20 protein-coding genes, 3 pseudogenes and 8 other annotated features are annotated in these 24,383 nt (G+C 52.6%); of the genes and pseudogenes, 13 read left to right on the top strand and 10 right to left on the bottom strand.

Going from position 1 to position 24,383, the window contains the following annotated elements:
* Window positions 1–3: 3 nt before the first annotated feature.
* Window positions 4–1,179, bottom strand: a sequence feature ('Similar to Escherichia coli K12 isochorismate hydroxymutase 2, enterochelin biosynthesis gi: 1786809 (392 aa). BLAST with identity of 97% in 392 aa. This CDS contains an in-frame stop codon. The sequence has been checked and is believed to be correct.').
* Window positions 4–1,179, bottom strand: a pseudogene (entC, locus tag SF0507). Its footprint overlaps the feature before it by 1,176 nt.
* Before the next feature lie 291 nt (window positions 1,180–1,470).
* Between entC and fepB the strand changes: the two are divergent.
* Window positions 1,471–2,427 carry an iron-enterobactin ABC transporter substrate-binding protein gene (gene fepB, locus SF0506; RefSeq protein NP_706448.1) on the top strand — a complete coding sequence of 319 codons (957 nt, stop codon included), beginning with the start codon at window positions 1,471–1,473 and terminating at the stop codon, window positions 2,425–2,427.
* 3 nt (window positions 2,428–2,430) lie between these two features.
* On the opposite strand, the gene ybdA is transcribed toward fepB, so the two are convergent.
* Complete coding sequence (gene ybdA / locus SF0505; protein NP_706447.1) at window positions 2,431–3,663, bottom strand: enterobactin exporter EntS; 1,233 nt, start codon at window positions 3,661–3,663, stop codon at window positions 2,431–2,433.
* 98 nt (window positions 3,664–3,761) lie between these two features.
* On the opposite strand from ybdA, the gene fepD reads away from it, so the two are divergent.
* The 3 genes from fepD (at window position 3,762) to fepC (ending at window position 6,579) form a co-directional block, all read left to right on the top strand.
* Window positions 3,762–4,778, top strand: coding sequence for an iron-enterobactin ABC transporter permease (gene fepD, locus SF0504; RefSeq protein NP_706446.1), 1,017 nt, complete (start codon window positions 3,762–3,764; stop codon window positions 4,776–4,778).
* A complete protein-coding gene (fepG, locus tag SF0503) occupies window positions 4,775–5,767 on the top strand; it encodes an iron-enterobactin ABC transporter permease (protein NP_706445.1) in 993 nt (330 codons plus the stop codon). Before fepD ends, fepG begins: the two co-directional genes overlap by 4 nt.
* Complete coding sequence (gene fepC, locus SF0502; RefSeq protein NP_706444.1) at window positions 5,764–6,579, top strand: iron-enterobactin ABC transporter ATP-binding protein; 816 nt, start codon at window positions 5,764–5,766, stop codon at window positions 6,577–6,579. The genes fepG and fepC overlap by 4 nt, the downstream gene beginning before the upstream one ends.
* Window positions 6,576–7,709, bottom strand: a sequence feature (Similar to Escherichia coli K12 ferric enterobactin (enterochelin) transport gi: 1786802 (378 aa). BLAST with identity of 97% in 378 aa. This CDS contains an in-frame stop codon. The sequence has been checked and is believed to be correct.). (Overlaps the previous gene by 4 nt.)
* Here fepC and fepE read toward each other — a convergent pair.
* From fepE to fes, 5 genes and pseudogenes are all read right to left on the bottom strand, one after another.
* A pseudogene (fepE, locus tag SF0501) lies at window positions 6,576–7,709 on the bottom strand. Its footprint overlaps the feature before it by 1,134 nt. The gene fepC and the pseudogene fepE sit on opposite strands and share 4 nt — an antisense overlap.
* Window positions 7,710–7,904: 195 nt before the next feature.
* Window positions 7,905–8,672, bottom strand: a mobile genetic element.
* Window positions 7,920–8,315, bottom strand: a complete 396-nt coding sequence (gene insB, locus SF0500) for an insertion element IS1 protein InsB (RefSeq protein ID NP_706443.1) — start codon at window positions 8,313–8,315, stop codon at window positions 7,920–7,922. It overlaps the preceding feature by 396 nt.
* Window positions 8,342–8,617 (bottom strand): insertion element IS1 protein InsA, encoded by a 276-nt coding sequence (gene insA, locus SF0499; RefSeq protein NP_706442.1) that lies wholly within the window; start codon window positions 8,615–8,617, stop codon window positions 8,342–8,344. It lies within the feature at window positions 7,905–8,672.
* Before the next feature lie 28 nt (window positions 8,673–8,700).
* Window positions 8,701–12,546 carry an enterobactin synthase subunit F gene (entF, locus tag SF0498; RefSeq protein NP_706441.1) on the bottom strand — a complete coding sequence of 1,282 codons (3,846 nt, stop codon included), beginning with the start codon at window positions 12,544–12,546 and terminating at the stop codon, window positions 8,701–8,703.
* A gap of 216 nt (window positions 12,547–12,762) precedes the next feature.
* On the bottom strand, window positions 12,763–13,965 hold the full coding sequence (gene fes, locus SF0497; RefSeq protein ID NP_706440.1) for an enterobactin/ferric enterobactin esterase: 1,203 nt from the start codon (window positions 13,963–13,965) through the stop codon (window positions 12,763–12,765).
* A 242-nt stretch (window positions 13,966–14,207) separates the two neighbouring features.
* On the opposite strand from fes, the gene fepA reads away from it, so the two are divergent.
* Both fepA and entD read left to right on the top strand, forming a co-directional pair.
* On the top strand, window positions 14,208–16,448 hold the full coding sequence (gene fepA, locus SF0496; RefSeq protein ID NP_706439.1) for an outer membrane receptor FepA: 2,241 nt from the start codon (window positions 14,208–14,210) through the stop codon (window positions 16,446–16,448).
* A gap of 165 nt (window positions 16,449–16,613) precedes the next feature.
* Window positions 16,614–17,243 carry an enterobactin synthase multienzyme complex phosphopantetheinyltransferase gene (entD, locus tag SF0495; RefSeq protein ID NP_706438.2) on the top strand — a complete coding sequence of 210 codons (630 nt, stop codon included), beginning with the start codon at window positions 16,614–16,616 and terminating at the stop codon, window positions 17,241–17,243.
* Between the two features lie 624 nt (window positions 17,244–17,867).
* Here the strand turns inward: entD and SF0494a are convergent.
* Window positions 17,868–18,020 (bottom strand): hypothetical protein, encoded by a 153-nt coding sequence (locus SF0494a; RefSeq protein YP_008439230.1) that lies wholly within the window; start codon window positions 18,018–18,020, stop codon window positions 17,868–17,870.
* Window positions 18,021–18,091: 71 nt separating this feature from the next.
* Window positions 18,092–19,052, bottom strand: a mobile genetic element (partial).
* Window positions 18,116–18,967 (bottom strand): insertion element IS150 protein InsB, encoded by an 852-nt coding sequence (locus tag SF0494; RefSeq protein ID NP_706437.1) that lies wholly within the window; start codon window positions 18,965–18,967, stop codon window positions 18,116–18,118. (Overlaps the previous feature by 852 nt.)
* Window positions 19,053–19,336: a mobile genetic element (partial), on the top strand.
* Here SF0494 and SF0493 point away from each other — a divergent pair.
* The 4 genes and pseudogenes from SF0493 (at window position 19,117) to SF0490 (ending at window position 21,582) form a co-directional block, all read left to right on the top strand.
* Window positions 19,117–19,338, top strand: coding sequence for an insertion sequence element IS600 transposase (locus tag SF0493; protein NP_706436.1), 222 nt, complete (start codon window positions 19,117–19,119; stop codon window positions 19,336–19,338). It overlaps the preceding feature by 220 nt.
* Window positions 19,336–20,641, top strand: a mobile genetic element. (Overlaps the previous gene by 3 nt.)
* A complete protein-coding gene (locus SF0492) occupies window positions 19,390–19,716 on the top strand; it encodes an insertion sequence element IS629 protein (protein NP_706435.1) in 327 nt (108 codons plus the stop codon). Its footprint overlaps the feature before it by 327 nt.
* Window positions 19,716–20,599: pseudogene (locus tag SF0491) on the top strand. Its footprint lies within the feature at window positions 19,336–20,641. Before SF0492 ends, SF0491 begins: the two are co-directional and overlap by 1 nt.
* Window positions 20,642–21,625: a mobile genetic element (partial), on the top strand.
* A complete protein-coding gene (locus SF0490; RefSeq protein NP_706433.1) occupies window positions 20,764–21,582 on the top strand; it encodes an insertion sequence element IS600 protein in 819 nt (272 codons plus the stop codon). It overlaps the preceding feature by 819 nt.
* Here the strand turns inward: SF0490 and SF0489 are convergent.
* Window positions 21,579–22,061: an insertion element IS150 protein gene (locus SF0489; protein ID NP_706432.1), complete on the bottom strand. Its 483-nt coding sequence runs from the start codon at window positions 22,059–22,061 to the stop codon at window positions 21,579–21,581. The genes SF0490 and SF0489 overlap by 4 nt on opposite strands.
* Window positions 21,626–22,107 (bottom strand) — a mobile genetic element (partial). Its footprint overlaps the gene before it by 436 nt.
* 384 nt (window positions 22,108–22,491) lie before the next feature.
* On the opposite strand from SF0489, the gene ybdK reads away from it, so the two are divergent.
* The 3 genes from ybdK to ybdF all read left to right on the top strand — a co-directional run bounded on the left by ybdK (window position 22,492) and on the right by ybdF (window position 24,357).
* Window positions 22,492–23,610: a gamma-glutamyl:cysteine ligase gene (gene ybdK / locus SF0488; protein NP_706431.1), complete on the top strand. Its 1,119-nt coding sequence runs from the start codon at window positions 22,492–22,494 to the stop codon at window positions 23,608–23,610.
* Between the two features lie 65 nt (window positions 23,611–23,675).
* Window positions 23,676–23,924, top strand: coding sequence for a hypothetical protein (gene ybdJ, locus SF0487; RefSeq protein NP_706430.1), 249 nt, complete (start codon window positions 23,676–23,678; stop codon window positions 23,922–23,924).
* Window positions 23,925–23,988: 64 nt separating this feature from the next.
* Window positions 23,989–24,357, top strand: coding sequence for a hypothetical protein (gene ybdF, locus SF0486; protein NP_706429.1), 369 nt, complete (start codon window positions 23,989–23,991; stop codon window positions 24,355–24,357).
* Window positions 24,358–24,383 lie beyond the last annotated feature (26 nt).

The raw sequence follows: 24,383 nt of genomic DNA, 5'->3' as shown, positions 1-24,383 counted from the left end.
TCCTTAATGCAATCCAAAAACGTTCAACATGGTAGAAAGTTTGACGCCTGTTTCGCGCCACTCACCCAACGGTGACGACGCAGGCACAATCCCCGCTCCGGCAAACAGACGCACCTGATTTTCCCGCAGCTTCGCGCAGCGGATGGTCACCACCCATTCGCCGTTACCTTCGCTGTCACACCAACCCACAATGCCGCCAAACAGTTCGCGGTCGAACGGCTCCAGTTCAGCAATAACCTGGGTCGCGGCCTGATGCGGGAAACCGCTCAGCGCGGGGGTCGGATGCAGCAGACAGGCCAGAGTCAGTGCGTTTTCTTGCGAATTCGCTTTACCTTCAAAGGGAGTTGCGAGATGCCACAGCGTCGGCGTGGTAATCAATTGTGGAGAGGAGGGAACGTGTAACTCACTACTGCGTTCGCGCAGTACCTCTTTCATCGCCTGAGTCCCCAGTTCATGTTCATGGCGATCTTTTTCTGACGCCAGCAGACGATTACCCGCTTCGCGATCGAGCACTTCATCCGGCTGACGACGCGCGGAACCGGCTAACGGAATGGAGCTAAAACGCTCGCCGTCTTTACGTAGCAGCAGTTCCGGGCTGGCCCCCAGCAGGACGCCACCATCAGCCAGCGGGACATGGAAGTTGTAACTAACCGGGTTTTGCGCAATCAACCGTTCCAGCAATACGCCACTATCAATGGCGGCGTCAGTGGTGATATCAATCAATCGTGACAACACCACTTTGTCGACCTGCGGCGTGGCGGTAAGTGCGGCGGCGCGGGCACCCATCTGTTCAAACGTGGTTTGTTCAGGAATTGCCTGGCGTTCCACCACGTTCAGCGACTGGCTGCGGGTAAAACAGCGGGCTGAGGTCTGTTTTTCCTGACGGGAGAACGACTGCTAGGATTCGGGAATATACAGCGACGAAGGCTGACGTGGATCGAAGGGAATCGCCCCGACCATCACCGGATTTTTGATGCCCTGCGCTTTGGCATCGGCAAACAGCGCGGCGAGTTTTTGCTGGAAGGGACTGTCGGGCGAATCCCCGTTCACAGCCGGTTCATCGAAACGGGCGAAACATCCTGACGTCGTAAAACTGCGGTACGGCGACATAAAGAAAAAGCGATTGGGCGCAAGTGTTGCCATGGTCTGCTGTACTTCCTCAGCCAGTGACGTATCCATATCATCCTCCACAAAATGATAAAGGCTTTAATAATGATTATCACTTATATTTTCGGCCGCTAACCTAAAAGCAAACGCGCACTATGTCAACTCTTGAGGTAACGCAATCTGCAACTCGGGGTTGCATCTGGTTGTGGTTACAATGAAAATGAGAAGCATTATTGATGAATTCGCATAAGCGCAATGTGATGTCCTGCGCCGTTTTGCCCCCTCTCCCCAAAGGGACGGATTGTGCGCTTTGTCGAATTTGTCATTACGCCCTTAACCTTATTAATAACAGGAAGCTGACTTGTGAGACTCGCCCCGCTCTACCGCAACGCCCTTCTATTAACAGGACTTTTGCTTTCAGGAATAGCCGTAGTTCAGGCCGCCGACTGGCCGCGTCAGATTACTGACAGCCGGGGCACTCATACCCTGGAAAGCCAGCCGCAGCGTATTGTTTCCACCAGCGTCACCCTGACCGGATCACTGCTGGCGATTGATGCTCCGGTGATCGCCAGCGGCGCGACCACGCCGAATAACCGCGTCGCAGATGACCAGGGCTTTTTACGCCAGTGGAGCAAGGTGGCGAAAGAACGCAAACTGCAACGGCTCTATATCGGCGAACCGAGCGCCGAAGCCGTTGCCGCGCAAATGCCGGATCTGATTTTAATTAGCGCAACCGGCGGGGATTCGGCGCTGGCGCTGTATGATCAGCTTTCCACCATCGCCCCGACATTAATCATCAATTACGACGACAAAAGCTGGCAGTCGCTGTTAACGCAGCTTGGCGAAATTACCGGGCATGAGAAACAAGCGGCAGAGCGGATTGCACAGTTTGATAAGCAACTGGCAGCGGCGAAAGAGCAAATCAAATTACCGCCGCAGCCGGTCACTGCCATTGTCTATACCGCCGCTGCACACAGTGCCAATCTCTGGACGCCGGAATCAGCACAAGGGCAGATGCTGGAACAACTCGGCTTTACGCTGGCGAAATTGCCCGCAGGGTTAAACGCCAGCCAAAGCCAGGGCAAACGCCATGACATCATTCAGCTTGGTGGGGAAAATCTGGCTGCGGGGTTAAACGGTGAATCGCTATTCCTGTTCGCTGGTGATCAGAAAGATGCCGATGCGATTTATGCCAATCCACTGCTCGCGCACCTGCCTGCGGTACAAAACAAGCAGGTTTATGCGCTGGGAACCGAGACGTTCCGCCTGGATTACTACAGCGCCATGCAAGTGCTGGAACGGCTTAAGGCGCTGTTTTAAGCATTAACTGTCGGACGCTGTCACCTGCGGCGGCGTCTGGCGAAAACGTCGCAACTCCACCAGCACCAGCAATAACAACACGCCGATAATCAACAAACCAAAACCGCTCGCGCTTGCGGAAGCAACCGGTGTCATCATCGCGCCCAAACCACCCAGCAGCGCCGCGCCTATGGCATCGCCCGTCACGTTCTGCGCCGTCCACAAACCGTTAATCCGCCCTAACATCGCTTCCGGGGTTTGCGTTTGCAGCATTGTATATTGCAGCAACGAACTAACCGCGCTCAGCCAGCCGAACAGCGCCAGACAAACCACGCCTAAAATCCACATCGGCATCAGGCCAAACAGACCAATGGCGAGGAACGATCCCAGCGTGGAGAGCAGCATCAATAACCCTGGTCGCGCACTATGTGCCAGCTTCCCGCTGGTTAACGCACCAATAGCCGCGCCGAGCGGGATCGCCGCGTAGAGAAAACCAATCTGTGCCGCTGACATCTGCCAGTTGTCAGCCAGCGCCGGATACAGTACCAGCACCGCGCTCGCCATCGTCAATAAACCACCCAGCAGCGGGCTGGCAAGCAGAAAACGAAATCCTGCCAGTAATGATTTCAACGGATGCTCAAGCGGCTGCGGTGGCGGTGGCAACTCCGGAAGGCTTAATAACGGTAACAAGGTAATAAACGTGCCCGCCGCCGCCAGCCCGTAGTTCCAGGCTACGCCGCCGGTCGCCAGCAATAAACCGCCAATCATGGGCGAAATCACCGACCCCAGGCGCACGGTCAACATGGTGATCGCCCCGGCCTGCATTAAGTTTTCACGCCCTACCAGTGCAGATGTTGCCGCCAGTAGCGCCGTAACACCAAGTGATGCGAAAAAACCATCCCATAAACCAAGTAAATAGATTGCCAGCAATGACGGCTCCGGCAGCAGTGCATTAAGGCACAGTCCAATGAAGCCAATGCCACAGGTGCCGCGCGCCAGCAAAATCACTTTTTTGCGTTCATAGCGATCCGCCAGCACACCGCCAACCATCAGGCCAACAAACATCGCGCCGCCGGTCAGCGTCACCGAAAGCCCCACCTGCCAGGTAGAATGGGTCATCATCTGGATCTGCACCGGCACCGCGACGCCGAGCAAACCCAGAGACACAATTGAGATAAAACGAGCGAGGAATACTGCGCGAAACGCCGGGTGCGTTTTCAACAGGCTGAGGTTAAGCAGCCAGGATTGTTTATTCATTACAATGCCTTGCCATCAAATATTTTAAATACCTATTCTTAGGCTGCACATGTTAACATATCCAAATAAGATCGATAACGATAATTAATTTCATTATCATGGAAGTTCGTATATCTGGTTCTGTTGCCGTGACACGCGCCATTGCCGTGCCCGGATTGCTGTTATTACTGATTATCGCGACGGCATTAAGCCTGCTCATTGGGGCAAAATCACTCCCCGCTTCCGTAGTGCTGGAGGCCTTCTCCGGCACCTGCCAGAGCGCCGACTGCACCATCGTGCTCGACGCGCGGCTGCCGCGTACCCTTGCCGGTTTACTGGCAGGCGGCGCGCTTGGCCTTGCCGGGGCGTTAATGCAAACCCTCACCCGAAACCCACTTGCCGACCCCGGCTTGCTTGGCGTGAACGCCGGAGCCAGCTTTGCCATTGTGCTGGGTGCGGCGCTGTTTGGTTACTCATCCGCACAGGAACAACTGGCGATGGCCTTCGCCGGGGCGCTGGTGGCCTCATTGATTGTTGCCTTTACCGGCAGTCAGGGTGGAGGGCAGTTAAGTCCGGTGCGTTTAACCCTGGCGGGCGTGGCGCTGGCGGCGGTGCTGGAAGGACTGACCAGCGGCATCGCCCTGCTTAATCCTGACGTCTACGATCAACTGCGTTTCTGGCAAGCCGGTTCGCTGGATATTCGCAATCTACATACCTTAAAAGTGGTGCTGATCCCGGTTCTGATCGCCGGAGCAACTGCGCTATTACTGAGTCGCGCGCTGAACAGTTTGAGCCTCGGCAGTGACACCGCGACGGCGCTGGGCAGTCGCGTGGCGCGCACACAGTTGATTGGTCTGCTGGCGATTACCGTGCTTTGTGGTAGTGCGACGGCGGTAGTTGGCCCGATTGCCTTTATCGGCCTGATGATGCCGCACATGGCGCGCTGGCTGGTAGGTGCCGATCATCGCTGGTCGCTGCCCGTCACGCTACTTGCTACCCCTGCCCTGCTGCTGTTTGCCGATATCATCGGGCGGGTGATTGTGCCCGGCGAACTGCGCGTTTCTGTGGTCAGTGCGTTTATTGGTGCACCGGTGCTGATCTTCCTCGTGCGACGTAAAACGCGAGGTGGTGCATGATTTACGTCTCTCGCCGATTACTCATCACCTGTTTGCTGCTGATTTCCGCCTGTGTGGTTGCAGGTATCTGGGGATTACGCAGCGGTGCCGTCACGCTGGAAATCTCGCAGGTATTCGCCGCGTTGATGGGCGATGCGCCGCGCAGTATGACGATGGTGGTCACCGAATGGCGTTTACCACGCGTGCTGATGGCGCTGTTGATTGGCGCGGCGCTGGGCGTCAGCGGCGCGATTTTTCAGTCGCTGATGCGTAACCCGCTCGGCAGCCCTGACGTAATGGGCTTTAACACCGGGGCGTGGAGCGGCGTGCTGGTGGCGATGGTGCTGTTTGGTCAGGATCTGACGGCTATCGCGCTGGCAGCAATGGTGGGCGGCATTATCACTTCGCTGTTGGTCTGGCTGCTCGCCTGGCGTAACGGTATCGACACCTTTCGGTTGATTATTATCGGTATCGGCGTTCGCGCCATGCTGGTGGCCTTTAATACCTGGCTGTTGCTGAAAGCGTCTTTAGAAACGGCGCTAACAGCAGGTTTGTGGAATGCCGGATCGCTCAACGGCCTGACGTGGGCAAAAACCTCGCCTTCCGCACCCATCATTATATTGATGCTCATTGCCGCCACCTTGCTGGTGCGGCGAATGCGCTTGCTGGAGATGGGCGATGATACCGCCTGCGCGCTGGGCGTCAGCGTCGAGCGTTCGCGTCTGTTAATGATGCTGGTTGCAGTGGTGCTTACCGCTGCGGCAACGGCGCTTGCCGGGCCGATTTCCTTTATTGCTTTAGTCGCGCCGCACATTGCCCGACGCATTAGCGGCACCGCTCGCTGGGGGCTGACCCAGGCGGCGCTGTGCGGAGCGCTGTTACTGCTGGCGGCCGTTCTCTGCGCCCAACAACTGTTTATGCCGTATCAACTTCCGGTTGGCGTCGTTACCGTCAGCCTCGGCGGTATTTACCTTATCGTCTTGTTAATTCAGGAGTCTCGCAAAAAATGACCGAATCAGTAGCCCGTTTGCGCGGCGAACAGTTAACCCTGGGATATGGCAAATATACCGTTGCGGAAAATCTGACTGTAGAAATTCCTGATGGTCACTTCACGGCAATTATCGGACCAAATGGCTGTGGTAAATCCACGTTACTGCGTACCTTAAGCCGCCTGATGACGCCTGCTCACGGGCATGTCTGGCTGGATGGCGAGCACATTCAACATTACGCCAGTAAAGAAGTTGCACGCCGGATTGGTCTGTTGGCGCAAAATGCTACCACGCCGGGCGATATCACCGTGCAGGAGCTGGTGGCGCGTGGACGTTATCCGCATCAACCGCTGTTTACCCGCTGGCGCAAAGAGGATGAAGAAGCGGTAACGAAAGCGATGCAGGCCACGGGAATAACTCATCTGGCAGATCAAAGCGTGGATACCCTTTCTGGCGGACAACGCCAGCGAGCGTGGATCGCGATGGTGCTGGCCCAGGAAACGGCAATTATGCTGCTCGACGAACCCACGACCTGGCTGGATATCAGTCATCAGATTGATCTACTGGAACTGTTAAGCGAACTGAACCGCGAGAAAGGCTATACCCTGGCGGCGGTGCTGCACGATCTTAATCAGGCCTGTCGTTACGCCAGCCATTTGATTGCATTGCGGGAAGGGAAAATTGTTGCTCAGGGAGCGCCGAAGGAGATTGTCACTGCTGAACTGATTGAGCGCATTTATGGTCTGCGATGCATGATCATTGACGATCCGGTAGCCGGAATGCCGCTTGTGGTGCCGCTCGGACGAACGGCACCTTCAACCGCAAATAGTTAAACTAAGTGGTCTGCCATCATGGCATCCTGTTTTCTGGATGCCATCGCATAGCGCAATAACACGCTACCACAAGCCACCATCCCGCCGATCAGCGCGGAAAGGATCACAATAATCGCCTTACCCGGACCGTCTTTTTTCACTGGCAATGACGGGCTTAACTGATATTTAAACGGCGTAAAATTCACATCGTTGACATTTGCTTTTGTTAATTGCTCGACAAGATATTGCCGATTACGTAATTCACCGTTCAGTTCCGCAACGTCAGTAACCGCTTTTTCAATTTCCAGTTTGCGTTCAATACCGTCTGCGCCGAGGGAAATAGAGAAATCGGGGTCATCTTTAACGGCCTGACCATTACTGTATACGGGCTTTTTAATTCCTGCCGCGTTGGCAATGTCGAGTGAATAATTGAGGCGCTGAATGTTTGCATCAAGTTGATTTTTCGTTTTAATGCGATCCTGAGCCAGTTTTTCTTTTTCAAACTGGGTTTTGATCTCCAGTTTATTACGGACGTTTTCTATCGACTCTTTCACCACCAACGCAGAGATATAATCGATATACCCGCTCAAAACGGTCTGCGCCTCTTTACTGGTTGGCGCGGTAAAACTTAGCGTCCAGGATGTATACAGTGACGGTTCATCTTTTTTCTTACTAGCATTGTCATCAACCGCTTTCATTTTTTCGCTCAATGCAACAATAGCGCGATGCAAATCCAGTTCATCGATTTTCGCCTCTTTTAATTAGTCCATCACATAAGGTGATGAACGCAGGTACTCTTCCAGCAAGCTAACAGACTGAAACTTCTTGATAAACAGGTTAAATGCACCGCCACGGTCGATATTAACATCGAGATCAAGAACGCGGAGTTTGGTAAAGGTTTTCTCCAGGTCCTGCCACTGAATGGCTTCGGCGGGAGTAATAACGGCTGAGCTGGTCCATTTTTGCGGCAGGATGAAAGAGATCAGTAAACCTGCGCAGGCAAATGCAAAAACGACCGCCATGACCGTTTTTTTGGCCCGCCATAAAACTTCGATTAGATTAAGTAAATCAATTTCATTATTACTGGGCGACGCCAGAGGATACTCAGAAAAATGAGCGTCACTTCCCTGTTTAATATTCAATGATGACATGGGGTATAACCTGAAAATGAGTCCAATAGGGGAAAATCTCCACGGCGCTCACTTTACCAGTTGGTGAGAATTATCCGAAGCTGAAGTTTGTAAATTCCTTCCACTGAATGCAACATTCACTCTATTTAAGAGAAATATTCATCAAACCTATAAATCAAACAAATAAAAAACCCATAATTATTTTCTGTAATTATGGGTAATGACTCCAACTTACTGATAGTGTTTTATGTTCAGATAATGCCCGATGACCTTGTCATGCAGCTCCACCGATTTTGAGAACGACAGTGACTTCCGTACCAGCCTTGCCAGATGTTGTCTCAGATTCAGATTATGTCGCTCAATGCGCTGAGTGTAACGCTTGCTGATAACGTGCAGCTTTCCCTTCAGGCGTGATTCATACAGCGGCCAGCCATCCGTCATCCATACCACGACCTCAAAGGCCGACAGCAGGCTCAGAAGACGCTCCAGTGTGGCCAGAGTGCGTTCCCCGAAGACGTGCGCCACAACCGTCCTCCGTATCCTGTCATACGCGTAAAACAGCCAGCGCTGACGTGATTTAGCACCGACGTAGCCCCAATGTTCGTCCATTTCAGCGCAGACAATCACATCACTGCCCGGTTGTATGCGCGAGGTTACCGACTGCGGCCTGAGTTTTTTAAGTGACGTAAAACCGTGTTGAGGCCAACGCCCATAATGCGTGCACTGGCGCGACATCCGACGCCATTCATGGCCATATCAATGATTTTCTGGTGCTTACCGGGCTGAGAGGCGGTGTAAGTGAACTGTAGTTGCCATGTTTTACGGCAATGAGAGCAGAGATAGCGCTGATGTCCGGCAGTGCTTTTGCCGTTACGCACCACGCCTTCAGTAGCGGAGCAGGAAGGACATCTGATGGAAATGGAAGCCACGCAAGCACCTTAAAATCACCATCATACACTAAATCAGTAAGTTGGCAGCATTACCGAATTATGGGTTTATAGATAATATTAATTTACCTGTTTAGCGTTGCGCGAATAATCGGCCCAATTTTTACAAACGCCCCTGGAGAGATAATATCCACATGCGCACAATCCTGACGATAGATATCCAGCTCCGCAATCCACGGCGACCAGGCGCGTTCGGGGCTCATACCTTCCTGAAGCGTGCGTTCAGCAACAAACAGCGTCGCTTTACCATCAAACGGTACGCTATGAGCAGTCGTCAGCAGGCGCACAGCATCAGCGTAGTTGCCTTCAATGGTGGTAAACAACTCCGTTGAAGTACTTCCCTGCTGTGCCGCCAGGAAGGCCTCGCGTTCGCGGTTAATCTCCGCCAGCACTTCCGGGTCCAGACCATTAGCCTCTTTTTCCTGCCAGTTTTGCGTCTCTGGCGGCCAGGTATCCAGCAAACCAAGAAATGCCACCTGTTCGCCACGGGCACGCAGCCGCGCCGCAATGCCGTGCGGTTGTTGCTCAAGTAGCGTTGCCAGATGCGCTTCGCAGACTTCATCCAGGTTTGTCGCTGTCTGCATGGGTCCATGAGGGCGCGGCGACTGAATGCCAATAATCGACCATTGTGGATCGAGATAACGCGAGAGCACGCTAAACTGCCAGGCAAAACCGGACGCCGGATGGAAACAAAACAGCGTCGGGCCATTACCTTCACGCAACGGCAGAATGGTTTCGAATCCCATGCGCCGGGAGCTGTCCTCTTCACCATCAATAATCGTTGCCAGTTTGGCGACGGTTGACGCGACCATCACCTGCCCCGGCGTCACCTGACGAGCAAACTGTCGACTTAACTGCGCTGCCAGTTTCATTGCCAGTAGCGAATGACCGCCCAGCGCAAAGAAATCAGCATCGGCATCCTGCACGTCACAACCCAGCAACGACGCGAATGCCGCGGCGATAATCGTTTCACTGCCCGCTTTCGGCGCACGCCCTGGCGCTTGTGCCTTCAGTTCAGGCAACGGTAAGGCTTTGCGATCCAGCTTGCCGTTGGCGCTAAGTGGCAACTGCGGCAGTTGCAGCAGAACGACTGGCACCATATGCGGCGGCAATGTTTCGCGAAGCTGCGCCTGCAATGCGCTGGTATCCAACGGCAGGCCCGATTGCGATACCAGATAGCCCACCAACTGACGCGCATCACCACCAGTGGCTGCCGCCTGGTTAATCACACAGGCGTGGGTAACGGCTTGTTTGACATCCGGCAGCGCCTGCATCACGCGATCGATTTCGCCCAGTTCGATACGCTGCCCGCGAATTTTTAGCTGATCGTCACTGCGCCCGAGGTACTCCACCGCGCCGTTATCCAGCCAGCGGGCAACGTCTCCGGTACGATACATCCGTTCACCAGGAGCAAAAGGATCGGCAATAAAGCGGCTGGCGGTCAGATCGGGTCGTCCAAGATACCCCTGCGCCAGTTGAATACCGGTGAGATAGAGATCACCCGCCACACCCGGCGGCACCGGATGCATCATCGCATCAAGAATACGCAGACCCGTATTCCATACCGGATAACCAATCGGCACACTGCTGCCGCGCACCTGTGCCAGTTCCTCGCCAAAAGCCGGATACCAGCTGACATCTACCGCCGCTTCCGTCGGGCCATACAGGTTATGCAACGGCGCGCCGGTTAACTGTTGCCATTCGCGGCATAAATCAGCCGGTAAGGCCTCACCACTACAGAAAACCTGTTTCAACGTCACGCAACTCTGGCGAGCGGTTTGCGGAGTCAGCGAGGCAACAAATGCTGCCAGCATCGACGGCACAAAGTGCGTGGTCGTTACGCCATATTCGGCAAAGAATTGCTGCATAGCGAGCGGGTCGCGGTGCGCTTCCGGTTCAGCCATCACCAGTTTAGCCCCGGCAATAAACGGCCAGAAAAACTCCCACACCGAGACATCAAAACTGCACGGCGTTTTTTGGGCAACGACATCTTCGCCTGTGAGCGGATAATGATTTTGCATCCACAACAGGCGGTTGACGATAGCCGTCTGCCCGACCATTACCCCTTTCGGCCTGCCGGTGGAGCCAGAGGTAAAGATGATATAAGCCGTGTGGTGCGGTTGTGAAAGTTGCAGCGGCGCACTGCCCTGGGGGGTAAGCGGGGCGTTATAGCAAAGGTTGGTTAAATTGGGAACATCGCTAAAGCGCGGCAGTTGATCGTCGGTGGTAATTAACAGCGACGGACGCGCATCTTCCAGCATCATTTTCAGGCGATCGTCCGGATAGCCGGTATCCAGCGGTAGCCAGGCCGCGCCAGCTTCAACTATTGCATGGAGTGCCAGGGTCAAAAAGACCGAGCGCGGTAGTGCCACCGCCACGCTGTCCCCTGGTTTAACGCCGCGCTCACGCAGCAGATTCGCCAGCGCCACCACCTGCTCGTGCATTTCCCGATAGCTGAACAGGTAACGCGCATCTGCCAGCGCCGGAGCATCCGGTGTTTTTGCCGCTTGTTCTGCCACCAGCGCGCTCAGCGTGGTTTCTGGAATCTCAACCTGAGTGGCGTTGATCTGCGCCAGCTGCGCATACTCACCTGGCAGCATAATATCGACATCGCCGCACAACAGCGCCGGATCCGCGGCGAACTGGGCAATCAGCATTTTCAGGCGTTCAGCATGCTGGATTAACGTTGGCTCATCGTAACGCTGTTTATTGGCGAGGATCTCAATACTCAAATCACCGTGTTCATCCGGGAACAGGGCCAGTTCAAGGTCATTAACCGGACCGGTTGCCAGGGTATGGGTTTGCGCCTGAACACCAGGAATATCCAGTTGGTAATCAAATACCTTAATATTGAGTACCGGACCAAACAGCGGTTCATCACCTGCCGCTCGCCCGCTGTCACGGACAATTTGTTCGGCATCGTAACGTTGATGACGACGCATTTTTTTCAGTTGTGCTGCCAGTCGGGTTGCCAGTCGGGTTGCCAGTTCCGGCAGCGTTTCTTGCGCCGCAATATGAATACCCAGCGGCAAAACGTTGAGCACGGGTCCGGTAGCCGTCAGCGCCGCCGAGCCCAGTCGACGCATAAAGATAAATCCGGCGGCGTAGTCCATGCGATTGCACAATCGCCCCAGCCACAAAGCCGTCAGCGCAAGGGCTAAATCGGTACGCTGCACACCTGAAAGTTGCGTAGCCAGCTGGCGGAATTCCCCGTCGGTAAATTCCATTTTCAGACGCAAAATATCTGCCGAGGCGCTGCGCCCCGCTAAAGGTGCCGGAGAAAGTGACGCGGGCGGTGGCAGTTGGCGACGCTGTTCCACCCAGAATGCCGCATCACGCTGCCAGGCTTCGCTTTCGCGGTATTGCTGGTACTCTTCCACTACATCAGCGAAAGGCGTAAACGGCGAAGCAGGCGTTGGTTCGCCACGCAGCAATGCGCAGTAAATGTTGGCGATCTGGCGGGTAATGGCCGGAAAACTGAAGCCATCGACCAGTAAATGGTGATAACGCTGATACCAGTACCAGCGGTTATCTGCCACCTGTATCAGTTGATGAAAGACCAGTGGTTTACCGCTATCGACGCGCAAATCTTGTTGCAAATCCGCCAGCATTAATGCCTGCGCAGTACCGTGCGGATCAATATTGGTTCGCAGGTCGATAATTTCTGGCAGTTCGAATATCAGCGCATCATCGACCCATTGCCAGACTTCGCCGTTATCTTCCGTAAAACGCATCCGCAAAGTATCTGCTTGCGCTAATCCGGCAACCACCGCGCGGGCCAGTAATGGCGCATCAACCTCTCCGGTTAACTCAACGTAATGCGCCACGCTCCAGGCGGAGGGTAAATCCGACAGTTTTTCTGCCATCCAGATGCCGGGCTGTGCGGCGACCAAAGGTAAATGCTGGCTCATTGTGCCTCCTGCAACTGGGTGAAATTCGCCGGTGTCAGAGTACGCCAGTGGGCTTCAAGCCACTGCTGGCAGGACTCTTGTGACTGCGGCTGACACACAATGTCCCAGCCTGCCGGTAAGGCGCATTGTTGCGGCCACGACTGAATTGCCCCTGCGCATTGCGCAAAATGTAAAACGCTCCCTGTGGATCATCGAAGGGATTACTGAATGCCATATTCAACTCCTGTCATGGAAAAGTGGTTGCCAGAGGTCGATTAACCCCTGCATCAAGCCACCGCGCCAACAAAGCGCATCATGTCCGCCGTCAACCTGACGCCAGAAAATGGATTCTTTTATAGGGTGTAATTGCGCATACAGCGCCTGATTGGCCCGCATGATCATCGGCTCGCGAATACCCGCTTCCAGCACAATGCGCAGACCTTCGGCGCTAACTTCACCAGCTTTTAGCTTTTCAAGTAACACGCCCTCTTGCTGCCCGCCCCGATGCGGCCACCAGTACGATCCTGACTGGCTTAATACACAGCCAAAGCGTTCAGGCCAGTGCAGTCCGGCATACAGCGCGGACAGCCCACCAAAACTCTGCCCGGCGACCACGGTGCGATCGGCGCGATCGCTAAAAGGGGCAATAACTTTCACCAGGGGTAATAACTCTTGCTGTACTGCCAGCCAGAAATCCGCATTACACGGCAGTTCGTGGGCGCGGTGCGTGGTGTCGATAGCGTCGATCAACACATACACGGCGGGAGGAAGTTGCTGACGATGGGTCAGCGAAGTCAGCACAGGCCAGACGGGCATACTTTGCGCCCAAAATTCGCCATCGAGCAAAACTGCCAGCGGGCGTTCTTCTGCTGTTACATCGCCGGTGGTAAAAATCCATACACGACGTGAATTTTTCAACCGTTCACTTTTCCAGATAATTTCTTTGGCTGGTATTTCTGGCGCTTGCGGACAATCCCATCCCGGTTGCAGAGGCGCTTGCGGCATTTCGAGTGCAGAAACAGCGTGCCCTAGCCCGCCTTTCCAGCTTTGTGGATTCAGCGGATCGGCTATTGCCTGGGGTAATAGTTTTCGCCAGCCTTCACGTAATTCGAGGCGATCGGGGGATGGTGCAGAAAAAATGTCATCGCGTTCGGTGGGAATAAAGCAGTAGCTGCCGCGCCAGTTGGCATTGAGTTGTGTCGTCCACTGCCAGACATCAGTACCTGCAATTCGCTGCATCGACTGGGGCTGGCTGTTCTGATGATGATCGGTCACACCAGTGATGTAGACCCATACGCGCTTTATCGTCGAGTATTCTTCAGAACCTTGGGGATCACGCCACCAGAAAGTGACCTCAAACATTTCGTCATTCAGACGCTGCCATTCCGGGCCATGTTTCGACTGCCACCAGCTCTCACTTCCTACTTTTAACGCCGTCACACCATAACCCCATGTTTACTGTGCAATTTTTCATTGATTGCAGAAATATATTGATAATGTTATTAATAACTATTTGCATTTGCAATAGCGTAATGGCGCGCCGTGGGAAGCGCGGACATTAATTAACCAACTGCACTGCGTGTCTTTCAGGATCAAAGGTTTTCGCGGTAACGGGATGCGTCGTGTTGATGACGACCATGCCCGACAGTTGCAATTCGTGGCAAAAATGCAGGAATAAAACAATGAACAAGAAGATTCATTCCCTGGCCTTGTTGGTCAATCTGGGGATTTATGGGGTAGCGCAGGCACAAGAGCCGACCGATACACCTGTTTCACATGACGATACCATTGTCGTTACCGCCGCCGAGCAGAACTTGCAGGCTCCTGGCGTTTCGACCATCACCGCAGATGAAATCCGCAAAAACCCGGTTGCCCGCGATGTGTCGGAGATCATCCGTACCATGCCAGGCGTTAACCTGACCGGTAACTCCACCAGTGGTCAGCGTGGGAATAACCGACAGATTGATATTCGCGGTATGGGTCCGGAAAACACGCTGATTTTGATTGACGGCAAGCCGGTAAGCAGCCGTAACTCGGTGCGTCAGGGCTGGCGTGGCGAGCGCGATACCCGTGGTGATACCTCCTGGGTGCCACCTGAAATGATTGAACGTATTGAAGTTCTGCGTGGTCCGGCAGCTGCGCGTTATGGCAACGGCGCGGCGGGCGGCGTGGTTAACATCATTACCAAAAAAGGCAGCGGCGAGTGGCACGGCTCCTGGGACGCATATTTCAATGCGCCAGAACATAAAGAGGAAGGTGCCACCAAACGCACTAACTTTAGCCTGACCGGTCCGCTGGGCGACGAATTCAGCTTCCGCTTGTATGGCAACCTCGACAAAACTCAGGCTGACGCGTGGGATATCAACCAGGGCCATCAGTCCGCGCGTGCCGGAACGTATGCCACGACGTTACCAGCCGGGCGCGAAGGGGTGATCAATAAAGATATTAACGGCGTGGTGCGCTGGGACTTCGCACCATTGCAATCGCTGGAACTGGAAGCGGGTTACAGCCGCCAGGGTAACCTGTATGCGGGCGATACCCAGAACACCAACTCTGACGCTTACACTCGCTCGAAATATGGCGATGAAACCAACCGCCTGTATCGCCAGAACTACGCGCTGACCTGGAACGGTGGCTGGGATAACGGCGTGACCACCAGCAACTGGGTGCAGTATGAACACACCCGTAACTCGCGTATTCCGGAAGGTCTGGCGGGCGGTACCGAAGGGAAATTTAACGAAAAAGCGACACAGGATTTCGTCGATATCGATCTCGATGACGTGATGCTGCACAGCGAAGTTAACCTGCCGATTGATTTCCTCGTTAACCAGACGCTGACGCTGGGTACGGAGTGGAATCAGCAACGGATGAAGGACTTAAGTTCCAACACCCAAGCACTGACCGGAACGAATACCGGTGGCGCTATTGATGGCGTGAGTGCCACCGACCGTAGCCCGTATTCAAAAGCAGAAATTTTCTCGCTGTTTGCCGAAAACAACATGGAGCTGACTGACAGCACCATCGTAACGCCGGGGCTGCGTTTCGATCATCACAGTATTGTCGGCAATAACTGGAGCCCGGCGCTGAACATATCGCAAGGTTTAGGCGATGACTTCACGCTGAAAATAGGCATTGCCCGCGCCTATAAAGCGCCGAGCCTATACCAGACTAACCCGAACTACATTCTCTACAGTAAAGGTCAGGGCTGCTATGCCAGCGCGGGCGGCTGCTATCTGCAAGGTAACGATGACCTGAAAGTAGAAACCAGCATCAACAAAGAGATTGGTCTGGAGTTCAAACGCGACGGCTGGCTGGCGGGCGTCACCTGGTTCCGTAACGATTATCGCAATAAGATTGAAGCGGGCTATGTGGCTGTAGGGCAAAACGCAGTCGGCACTGATCTCTATCAGTGGGATAACGTGCCGAAAGCAGTGGTTGAAGGTCTGGAAGGATCGTTAAACGTACCAGTTAGCGAAACGGTGATGTGGACCAATAACATCACTTATATGCTGAAGAGTGAAAACAAAACCACGGGCGACCGTTTGTCGATCATCCCGGAGTACACGTTGAACTCAACGCTGAGCTGGCAGGCACGGGAAGATTTGTCGATGCAAACGACCTTCACCTGGTACGGCAAGCAGCAGCCGAAGAAGTACAACTATAAAGGTCAGCCAGCGGTTGGCCCGGAAACCAAAGAAATCAGTCCTTACAGCATTGTGGGTCTGAGCGCGACCTGGGATGTGACGAAGAATGTCAGTCTGACCGGCGGCGTGGACAACCTGTTCGACAAACGTTTGTGGCGTGCAGGTAATGCCCAGACCACGGGCGATCTGGCAGGAGCCAACTATATCGCCGGTGCCGGCGCGTATACCTATAACGAGCCGGGACGTACGTGGTATATGAGCATTAATACTCACTTCTGATGCTAACGTCAGATTGTTGACAAAGTGCGCGTCGTTCACGCCGGATGCGGCGTGAACGCCTTATCCGGCCTACAAAGATCTTGCCAATTCAATATATTGCAGGATCACGTAGGCCTGATAAGCGTAGCGCATCAGGCAGTTTTGCGTTTGTCATCAGTCTCGAATATGGTCGATATGAAAACTACGCATACCTCCCTCCCCTTTGCCGGACATACGCTGCATTTTGTTGAGTTCGATCCGGCGAATTTTTGTGAGCAGGATTTACTCTGGCTGCCGCACTACGCACAACTGCAACACGCTGGACGTAAACGTAAAACAGAGCATTTAGCCGGACGGATCGCTGCTGTTTATGCCTTGCGGGAATATGGCTATAAATGTGTGCCCGCAATCGGCGAGCTACGCCAACCGGTGTGGCCTGCGGAGGTATACGGCAGTATTAGCCACTGCGGGGCTACGGCATTGGCCGTGGTTTCCCGTCAACCGATTGGCGTTGATATCGAAGAAATTTTTTCTGCGCAAACAGCGACCGAATTGACAGACAACATTATTACACCAGCAGAACACGAGCGACTCGCAGACTGCGGTTTAGCCTTTTCTCTGGCGCTGACACTTGCATTTTCCGCCAAAGAGAGCGCATTTAAGGCAAGTGAGATCCAAACTGATGCAGGTTTTCTGGACTATCAGATAATTAGCTGGAATAAACAGCAGGTCATCATTCATCGTGAGAATGAGATGTTTGCTGTGCACTGGCAGATAAAAGAAAAAATAGTCATAACTCTGTGCCAACACGATTAATTGACAACATCTGGTACGATTCGCCCGCAGCCATCACTGACTGCGGGCGAAAGTGTAAAGCAGGTGCCTTACCACTCTGACCTGACAACCGGATATGCGGGGATTACTCCCCGCACAACGGCTACTTCTTCGGTTCGTAAGCAAGAACAGCCTTAAACTCAATATTACGTTCCTTTACGGTGAACTCACACAGCGAGTCTCCGACCAGAAGCGTAAATCCCAGCACCGTCAAACACAGCACTATGACTGCCACAAGGGCATATTTCGTCAGCATGTTTATATTGCCTCCATGCGAAGAAGGGACTACCATCCGAGTTGTTGAGGTTCGGAGTGGCAGCCCCAGGATTGATAGAAATATCTCTTGGGGCTTCATCTTTCCAAACCTCAGAGTTAACCTGAAACCGGAAAGCTTCAGGCACCCGCCGTTATCTTACCCTTCCTTAGCAAAATAGCTGTTTATTTATACAGTGAGTCCTGTTTCGGACTTCTGTCGGCAAAACTCATCATTGCTCTTAAAACGAAATCGCCCGCAGCCATCACTGACCGCGGGCGAAAGTGTAAAGCAGGTGCCTTACCATCCTGACCTGACAACCGGATATGCGGGGATTACTCCCCGCACAACGGCTACTTCTTCGGTTCGTAAGCGAGAACAGCCCTGAACTCAATATTACGTTCCTTCACCGTAAACTCACACAGCGAGTCTCCGGCCAGAAGCGTAAATCCCAGTACCGTCAAACACAGCACTATGACTGCCACAAGGGCATATTTCGTCAGCATGTTTATATTACCTCCATGCGAAGAAGGGACTACCATCCAAATTGTCTGGTTTGGAGTGGCAGCCCCAGGGTTACTGACCCCAAAAAGTTGGACAGTTATACACGAGGCATATAGGTCTGATTCCGATATTCAATTGGAGTCAGACCTTTTAATTTCAGGCTAATTCTTCTGCTGTTATAGTATTCAATATATTCCGTAACAGCATCCTTCAGTTCGCTTATATTACTGAACTCATCAAGATAAAAACACTCCGACTTTAAGGTTCCAAAGAAACACTCCACCACAGCATTATCCAGACAATTGCCTTTTCTGGACATGCTTTGTTTAATACCATGTTCTTTAAGGATATTTTGATATCTTCTCATACGATACTGCCATCCCTGGTCAGAGTGCAGAACAGGATGCTCGTGAGGATTAAGCTTTTTGAATGCCTGATCGAGCATATTCTCAACCATGTTCATCACTGGTCTTTCCGAAAGGCTGTAAGAAATAACTTCGTTGTTGAAGAGATCTATTACTGGAGACAAATACAGCTTGCGCCCATTGACTGCAAATTCAGTAACATCGGTAACCCACTTCTCGTTTGGCCGCGTAGCCTTGAAATCTCTTTGGAGAACATTAGGGGCGGTTTGCCCTACCTCTCCTCTGTAAGAGCGGTATCGCTTGACCTTAATCGCTGCTTTAAGTGAGAGGGTTCCCATCAGGCGCTGAACAGCTTTATGGTTAATCTGTTTCCCTTCTCGATGAAGAGACAGCGTTACCCTACGGTATCCGTATCGGCCTCTATTCTCGTGATAAATCTCACCAATACGCTTTTTAACGTCCGCATACTTGTCAGGCTTGCTGAGAGCCTTTAGATGGTAATAAAACGTACTGCGCGGTATCTCCGCAGCTCTGAGAAGCTCATCAAGAGGATAAAACTGCCTTAGCTCGTTGAGTACTTTCACTTTTTCGTGGGATGAGCTAAGGCTTTCAGCTTTTTTAGATACATAAGCCGCGTTTCAAGAAATCGAACTTGCCTTTCAAGATCCTTGAGGTAGCCTGAGTTTAACGGACACTCCTTCCTGAAATAGAATGGCATCAGAAGGAGCTAATAATGAGCAGAAAAACCCAACGTTACTCTAAAGAGTTCAAAGCCGAAGCTGTCAGAACGGTTCTTGAAAATCAACTTTCGATCAGTGAAGGCGCTTCCCGATTATCCCTTCCTGAAGGCACTTTAGGACAATGGGTTACCGCCGCCAGAAAAGGGCTCGGTACTCCTGGTTCCCGCACGGTGGCTGAACTGGAATCTGAAATTCTGCAACTGCGTAAGGCGTGAACCGCCCCGGGAATCCTGGAGACTAAACTTCCTGAGAAAGAGGTAAACAGGATGACTAAAAATACTCGTTTTTCCCCCGAAGTCCGTCAACGGGCAGTCCGTATGGTTCTGGAAAGTCAGGGAGAATATGACTCACAATGGGCGACAATTTGTTCCATTGCCCCAAAGATTGGCTGTACGCCGGAGACTCTGCGTGTCTGGGTTCGCCAGCATGAGCGGGATACCGGGGGCGGTGATGGAGGGCTCACCACCGCTGAACGTCAGCGTCTGAAAGAGCCGGAGCGTGAAAATCGTGAACTGCGCCGCAGTAACGATATCCTTCGCCAGGCTTCCGCTTATTTTGCGAAGGCGGAGTTCGACCGCCTCTGGAAAAAATGATGCCACTGCTGGATAAGCTGCGTGAGCAGTACGGGGGCGGACCGCTATGCAGCGAACTGCATATTGCCCCGTCAACGTATTACCACTGTCAGCAACAGCGACATCATCCGGATAAACGCAGTGCCCGTGCGCAGCGCGATGACTGGCTGAAGAAAGAGATACAGCGCGTATACGATGAAAATCACAAGGTATACGGTGTAAAGTCTGGCGTCAGTTGTTACGGGAAGGTATCAGAGTGGCCAGATGCACTGTGGCACGTCTCATGGCGGTTATGGGACTTGCCGGTGTTCTCCGGGGTAAAAAGGTCCGTATGACCATCAGCCGGAAAGCCGTTGCCGCAGGCGACCGCGTAAACCGTCAGTTCGTGGCAGAACGACCTGACCAGCTGTGGGTGGCTGATTTTACTTACGTCAGCACATGGCAGGGCTTCGTCTATGTGGCGTTCATCATTGATGTGTTTGCCGGATACATCGTGGGGTGGCGGGTCTCATCGTCCATGGAAACGACATTCGTGCTGGATGCACTGGAGCAGGCGTTATGGGCCCGTCGACCGTCCGGCACGGTCCATCACAGTGATAAAGGTTCTCAGTATGTATCGCTGGCCTACACACAGCGGCTTAAGGAAGCCGGATTACTGGCATCAACAGGAAGTACAGGCGACTCGTATGACAACGCGATGGCGGAGAGCATCAATGGTCTTTACAAAGCGGAGGTAATACACCGTAAGAGCTGGAAAAACCGTGCAGAAGTGGAACTGGCCACACTCACGTGGGTGGACTGGTATAATAATCGACGATTGCTGGAAAGGCTGGGCCACATCCCTCCGGCAGAAGCAGAAAAAGCTTATTATGCTTCCATCGGAAACGATGATCTGGCAGCCTGAGTTCACAGATAAAACACTCTCCAGGAAACCCGGGGCGGTTCAGCGTTAAATGAAGCTCGCCTTGAGCGAGATATATTAAAAAAAGCAACAGCGTATTTTGCACAGGAGTCGCTGAAAAATACGCGTTAATCGAACAATGGCGACAACAATTTCCCATTGAAGCGATGTGTCAGGTATTTGGTGTATCCAGGAGCGGTTATTACAACTGGGTACAGCATGAACCCTCAGACAGAAAACAAAGTGATGAGCGGCTAAAGCTGGAGATTAAGGTGGCACATATCCGCACTCGCGAAACATATGGAACCCGGCGGCTCCAGACGGAGCTGGCAGAGAATGGCATCATCGTTGGTCGTGACCGACTGGCACGTCTTCGTAAGGAGCTGAGGCTACGCTGTAAGCAGAAACGCAAGTTCAGAGCGACTACGAACCCGAACCACAATCTGCCAGTTGCGCCAAATCTGCTGAACCAGACGTTCGCTCCTACAGCACCAAATCAGGTCTGGGTGGCGGACCTGACGTATGTTGCCACACAGGAGGGATGGTTGTACCTCGCTGGCATCAAAGATGTTTATACGTGCGAAATTGTCGGCTACGCCATGGGAGAGCGCATGACAAAAGAGCTGACAGGTAAAGCCCTGTTTATGGCGCTCAGGAGCCAGCGCCCACCTGCCGGGCTAATCCACCACTCTGATCGAGGTTCACAGTACTGCGCATACGATTACCGGGTCATACAGGAGCAGTCTGGTCTGAAAACATCAATGTCGCGTAAAGGTAACTGTTACGACAACGCTCCGATGGAAAGCTTCTGGGGAACGCTGAAAAATGAGAGCCTGAGCCACTATCGTTTTAATAACCGGGATGAAGCCATCTCAGTAATACGGGAATACATTGAGATTTTCTACAATCGTCAGCGTCGTCACTCTCGTCTGGGGAATATCTCCCCGGCAGCCTTCAGGGAAAAATATCATCAGATGACTGCTTAAAAAAAGAACAAATGGTAGTGTCCGCTATTGCCAGTACACCTCACCTCAATGCGTCGGTCTTTTGACAGCTCCAATGCTGATGCCGCTTTTTCTGGATCAACTGATATTGCAATGTTTCTTTTGGTGCCAATCTTGAGCGCGCGTAAACCAGCTTCTCCGCGCTCTTCATAGACCTTCAGCCACCTGGCTACAGAACCACTACCAGCAAGCATAAAGTGAGCAGCAGCCTGATTAAGGGACATGTGCTGCTCGATCACAGCTTTCACGACCTTAATACGCAACTCTGGATCAGCACTAACGCCTTTAGGTTTGGGAATTAAACCTTTTTCTCCATGTTTTTCATAGAGGGCAACCCATGTCCTGACCTGGGTTCGGGGGACACCAAAACGTGCCGAGATGATCCTGTAACCATCATCAGTAGTGAAGTAGTGATTCACGACTTCAAGGCGCTTTTCAAAAGGGTATTTTGGCTTTGACATATTAGGGGCTATTCCATTTCATCGTCCAACAAAATGGGTGCAGTACGGGTTGATAGAAATATCTCCTGGGGCTTCATCTTTCCAGACCTCAGAGTAAACCTGAAATCGGAAAGCTTCAGGCACCCGCAGTTATCTTACCCTTCCTCAACAAAATAGCTGTTTATTTATACAGCAAATCCTGTTTCGGACTTCTCACTCCCCATTTGATCAACTGAAGCTGAACCCGTTTTTTTCTGCATGCCTCAATCGTCAAAATTCTTCGCCACCAGCCAGCTCTGCCATAACTTGCCACATTGAAAAAGTAGCCAAAGTGCTTCAGGCACCATCAGTTCACCATCACCAAAAAAAAGAAACATTCCAGAACTTCCGCATCTCGCCCAGCCGCTCCGACTTCTATACTGAATAGAAAACGTCAACTTAAGAGAAACCTATGCCATTACCCGATTTTCATGTTTCTGAACCTTTTACCCTCGGTATTGAACTGGAAATGCAGGTGGTTAATCCGCCGGGCTATGACTTAAGCCAGGACTCTTCAATGCTGATTGACGCGGTTAAAAATAAGATCACGGCCGGAGAGGTAAAGCACGATATCACCGAAAGTATGCTGGAGCTGGCGACGGATGTTTGCCGTGATATCAACCAGGCTGCCGGGCAGTTTTCAGCGATGCAGAAAGTCGTATTGCAGGCAGCCGCAGACCATCATCTGGAAATTTGCGGCGGTGGCACGCCCCCGTTTCAGAAATGGCAGCGTCAGGAGGTATGCGACAACGAACGCTATCAACGAACGCTGGAAAACTTTGGCTATCTCATCCAGCAGGCGACCGTTTTTGGTCAGCATGTCCATGTTGGCTGTGCCAGTGGCGATGACGCCATTTATTTGCTGCACGGCTTGTCACGGTTTGTGCCGCACTTTATTGCCCTTTCCGCCGCGTCGCCATATATGCAGGGAACGGATACGCGTTTTGCCCCCTCACGACCGAATATTTTTTCCGCCTTTCCTGATAATGGCCCGATGCCGTGGGTCAGTAACTGGCAACAATTTGAAGCCCTGTTTCGCTGTCTGAGTTACACCACGATGATCGACAGCATTAAAGATCTGCACTGGGATATTCGCCCCAGTCCTCATTTTGGCACGGTGGAGGTTCGGGTGATGGATACCCCGTTAACCCTTAGCCACGCGGTAAATATGGCGGGATTAATTCAGGCCACCGCCCACTGGTTACTGACGGAACGCCCGTTCAAACATCAGGAGAAAGATTACCTGCTGTATAAATTCAACCGTTTCCAGGCCTGTCGCTATGGTCTGGAAGGCGTCATTACCGATCCGCACACTGGCGATCGTCGACCGCTAACGGAAGATACCTTGCGATTGCTGGAAAAAATCGCCCCTTCAGCACATAAAATTGGCGCATCGAGCGCAATTGAAGCACTGCATCGCCAGGTCGTCAGCGGTCTGAATGAAGCGCAGCTGATGCGCGATTTCGTCGCCGATGGCGGCTCGCTGATTGGGCTGGTGAAAAAGCATTGTGAGATCTGGGCCGGTGACTAAGCCGGGAATTGCCTTACAGAAGAATATCCCTGACAATGGTGTTTTAACTTACATTTAACAATGTTATGAAACACCCTTTAGAAACCTTGACCACCGCAGCAGGCATTTTGCTGATGGCTTTCCTCTCTTGCCTGCTGCTGCCCGCCCCCGCACTGGGGCTGACGCTGGCACAAAAACTGGTGACCATGTTCCATCTGATGGATCTTAGCCAGCTTTACACTTTATTGTTTTGTCTGTGGTTTTTAGTGCTGAGCGCTATTGAGTATTTTGTTCTGCGCTTTATCTGGCGACGCTGGTTCTCGCTGGCGGATTAAACGTCGATTATCGCCGAACTTCGCGGCATACTTTGCTTATTCTCCTTCGCCTAAAGGAACGTTTATGGATAAGCAATCACTGCACGAAACGGCGAAACGCCTAGCTCTTGAGTTACCCTTTGTCGAGCTTTGCTGGCCTTTTGGCCCGGAGTTCGATGTTTTTAAAATTGGCGGCAAGATTTTTATGCTGTCGTCGGAGCTACGCGGCGTCCCCTTTATCAATCTGAAGTCCGATCCACAAAAATCCCTGTTAAATCAGCAAATATACCCAAGCATTAAGCCAGGGTATCACATGAATAAAAAGCACTGGATTTCGGTGTATTCCGGCGAGGAAATCTCCGAAGCGTTACTTCGCGATCTGATCAACGATTCGTGGAATCTGGTGGTTGATGGTCTGGCTAAACGCGATCAAAAAAGAGTGCGTCCAGGCTAAAGCGGGAATCTATAGCGCATTTTTCT

The organism is Shigella flexneri 2a str. 301 (assembly GCF_000006925.2).
GTDB lineage: Bacteria > Pseudomonadota > Gammaproteobacteria > Enterobacterales > Enterobacteriaceae > ECMA0423.
This window is presented reverse-complemented; position numbering and strand designations above follow the sequence as displayed.